The following is a 1,057-nucleotide window of genomic DNA, read 5'->3' as shown; positions in this document are numbered from 1 at the left end:
TGCGGCGCCGGCGGTGCGCCGAGCCGGCGTGATCGAGGGCGTGGAGGAGTTTGATCCACTGTTCTTCGGGATCTCGCCGCGCGAAGCGCAGGGCATGGACCCGCAGCAGCGGCTGCTGATGACGTATGTGTACCGAGCGTTGGAAGACGCCGGCTATTCGGTGCAAAGCCTGTCGGGCAGTTCGACGGCATTGTTGGTGGGCACAGGCACGAGCGGCTATGGCCAGATGCTGACGTTGGCCGGCGAGGAAGTGACGGGGTCGAGCGCCGCCGGGGTGGTGGGCTCGATGGGGCCGAACCGGATGAGCTATTGGTTGAACTGGCACGGTCCGAGCGAGCCGGTGGAGACGGCGTGTTCGTCGTCGCTGGTGGCGGTGCATCGGGCGATAGTGTTGTTGCGCAGCGGCCAATGCGGGCTGGCGGTGGTGGGAGGCGTGAACACGCTGCTGTCGCCGGAGGCGCACGAGAGCTTTACGCAAGCGGGGATGCTGAGTGCGGATGGGAGATGCAAGGCCTTCTCGGCGCAGGCCAATGGCTATGTGCGCGGCGAAGGCGTGGGGATGCTGGTGCTCAAGCCGCTGTCAGCAGCGCAGCGCGATGGGGACCACATCTACGGGCTGATACTGGGCAGTGCGCAAAATCACGGTGGTCGGGCGAACTCGTTGACGGCACCGAACCCGGTGGCGCAGGCGCAATTGGTGGAGTCGGCGTTCCGGGATGCTGGGGTTGATCCACGTACGGTGGGATACATCGAAGCGCATGGGACAGGGACATCGCTGGGCGATCCGGTGGAGGTGCAGGGCCTGAAGCGGGCGTTCCGGGCGTTGGCCGGTGCCGGTGAACTGGCGGCCGGGAGCATTGGGCTGGGGACGATCAAGAGCAATATCGGTCATCTGGAGTTGGCCGCGGGTGTGGCAGGGTTGATCAAGGTGTTGCTGCAGATGCGGCACAAGCGTTTGGTCAAGAGCCTGCATGCGGAGCCGTTGAATCCGCGTATTGATCTGTCGGACAGTCCGTTCTACGTGGTGAGCGAGGAGCGGGTTTGGGAAGCGCCGGTT

At 65.1% G+C, this 1,057-nt stretch carries 1 protein-coding gene; it reads left to right on the top strand.

Going from position 1 to position 1,057, the window contains the following annotated elements; translation table 11 throughout:
• Window positions 1-1,057: beta-ketoacyl [acyl carrier protein] synthase domain-containing protein (locus ACYVI2_RS29075; RefSeq protein ID WP_460490389.1), on the top strand; the 1,057-nt coding region annotated here is incomplete at both ends.

Source organism: Bordetella tumbae, assembly GCF_054780995.1.
The sequence above is the reverse complement of the archived record's forward strand: the minus strand, read 5'-3'. Positions and strand labels throughout refer to the sequence as shown.